2 protein-coding genes and 1 pseudogene are annotated in these 1,757 nt (G+C 51.8%); all 3 read left to right on the top strand.

The window, feature by feature from the left end; genetic code table 11:
- A pseudogene (locus IQ268_RS31920) lies at nt 1-127 on the top strand (photosystem II q(b) protein); the annotation flags it as partial.
- Nucleotides 128-277: 150 nt separating this feature from the next.
- Nucleotides 278-1,126: a M23 family metallopeptidase gene (locus IQ268_RS31915; RefSeq protein WP_193887495.1), complete on the top strand. Its 849-nt coding sequence runs from the start codon at nt 278-280 to the stop codon at nt 1,124-1,126.
- A gap of 31 nt (nt 1,127-1,157) precedes the next feature.
- A complete protein-coding gene (locus tag IQ268_RS31910) occupies nt 1,158-1,574 on the top strand; it encodes a polymer-forming cytoskeletal protein (protein WP_193887494.1) in 417 nt (138 codons plus the stop codon).
- The last annotated feature ends 183 nt before the right edge of the window (nt 1,575-1,757 follow it).

The raw sequence follows: 1,757 nt of genomic DNA, 5'->3' as shown, positions 1-1,757 counted from the left end.
AGTGATTGGCACCTGGGCAGACGTACTCAACCGTGCGAACCTGGGGATGGAAGTGATGCACGAGCGCAACGCTCACAACTTCCCGCTTGACCTGGCTTCTAGCGAAGCACCCAGCATCGTTGGCTAATCAGTTAGTTCAGTCGGCTCATCATTAATCAGAAGCGCCTCCGGACGGAGGCGCTTCTGGTCTTTCTGCCTGATTCGATCTTTCTATAAGACTTGACCAGCCTTAGCTCGATATGTCATGCTCCACTGCGGGGATCACAGATCAAACTTCATGGCGCGTCGTATACCCAGGCAGTACACTTTATTCATTTCTTGCACCGGCAAGACACCGATCACGCTGTCGTTTCATCCTGTGGCAGTCTCGGTTGGCGTGTTTCTGGCGATCGCTTTGCCAACGGTATGGATCGGAACGGTGGTCTACTCGTATGTGCAAAAAAATTATCAACTCACTCAACGCAATACTCAGTTAGAACAGGAAGCAACCGATATCTTAGAGCGCCTGGATGACCTGGAAGGCGAAATTAAGCATCTTCAACGGCGTGCTGGTATTTCTGACAGCAGACCGGCATCAGAAGAACCGCTATCCTATCTCCCAAGTGGAGGAGAACGAGCCAGGGTACAGCCTGAGGTGTTATTTGATGCGGCCAAAGCTCAGTTGCCCCTGTTGTCTAGAGCCTTACGGGGGGAAGTAAAGCCTGCCCTGGAAAAAACCTTGGTTCGTGAGGAAGCGCGCCCTCGTGGGATTCCTTTAAAAGTAGAAACCACAATCACGTCTAAGTTTGGCCTACGGCCTAATCCGTTTGGTCGCGGCTACGAATTTCATAAGGGAATTGATTTTAGAGGAGATTACGGCACTCCCATTTATGTGACCGCTCCTGGATTGGTTGAAACAGCCGGGTGGGACCCTGGTTTTGGTAATCATGTCATTGTTGATCATGGCTATGGATATCGCACCCTGTATGCCCATCTATCTAAGATAGAGGTGACCCAGGGAATCGATATTGAACGCGATCGCGTCGTTGGCTATTTGGGCAGCACAGGACGTTCTAGCGGGCCGCATCTACACTATTCGGTTTATCATCACGACGAAGTGATCGATCCCCAAGATTACCTGGATTAAACTCGTATCAGTTCACCTGAAGGACAAGGCGATGTTTGGGCGTAACAAGCAGCGGGCTGTTTCGTTGACGTATCTCAGCTCTACTAGTGAGTTTCAAGGCAACATCAATGTAGAAGGTAATTTACGAGTAGATGGCATCATCCACGGCAACGTGGAGGTGCGCGGAGATATGGAAATTTCCCAGACGGGGCTGGTCGAAGGGGTAGAGCTAAGAGCCGTTAACATTGTGGTTCATGGCGTGGTCAAAGCGCGAGTTGTGGCTGAAGGACGGCTAACGCTGAGCCGCACGGCGCGGATTGAAGGGGACGTGACGGCTAATTCCCTCGATATGGAAGCGGGAGCCTATTACGTGGGACACATTGCCACAGCCGACGTCAAGTCGCTGCCAGTAAGCGGTAAATATCCTGAGCTGTTGGGACGAGACATGGATCGGGACTCGGAGGATTAATCGAGGGTGGGGCAGCCGATGCCAGCCCGGTGAAGCGGCACCTCCAAGAACTGGTTTCAGCATCCTGTCGGCAGGTGTAGGATAATGGTCTTCTAACCGATTATTCGAGAGCATGGGCAACACTTTTGGGCATTTATTTCGGGTCACAACCTTTGGAGAGTCGCATGGCGGAGGGGTTGGGGT

The organism is Oculatella sp. LEGE 06141 (assembly GCF_015207605.1).
GTDB lineage: Bacteria > Cyanobacteriota > Cyanobacteriia > Elainellales > Elainellaceae > Oculatella.
The sequence above is the reverse complement of the archived record's forward strand: the minus strand, read 5'-3'. Positions and strand labels throughout refer to the sequence as shown.

Excerpts from the sequence above, each read along its gene's own strand:
- IQ268_RS31910 (WP_193887494.1), top strand. The coding sequence starts at position 1,158 with ATGTTTGGGCGTAACAAGCAGCGGGCTGTTTCGTTGACGTATCTCAGC.
- IQ268_RS31915 (WP_193887495.1), top strand. The coding sequence starts at position 278 with ATGGCGCGTCGTATACCCAGGCAGTACACTTTATTCATTTCTTGCACC.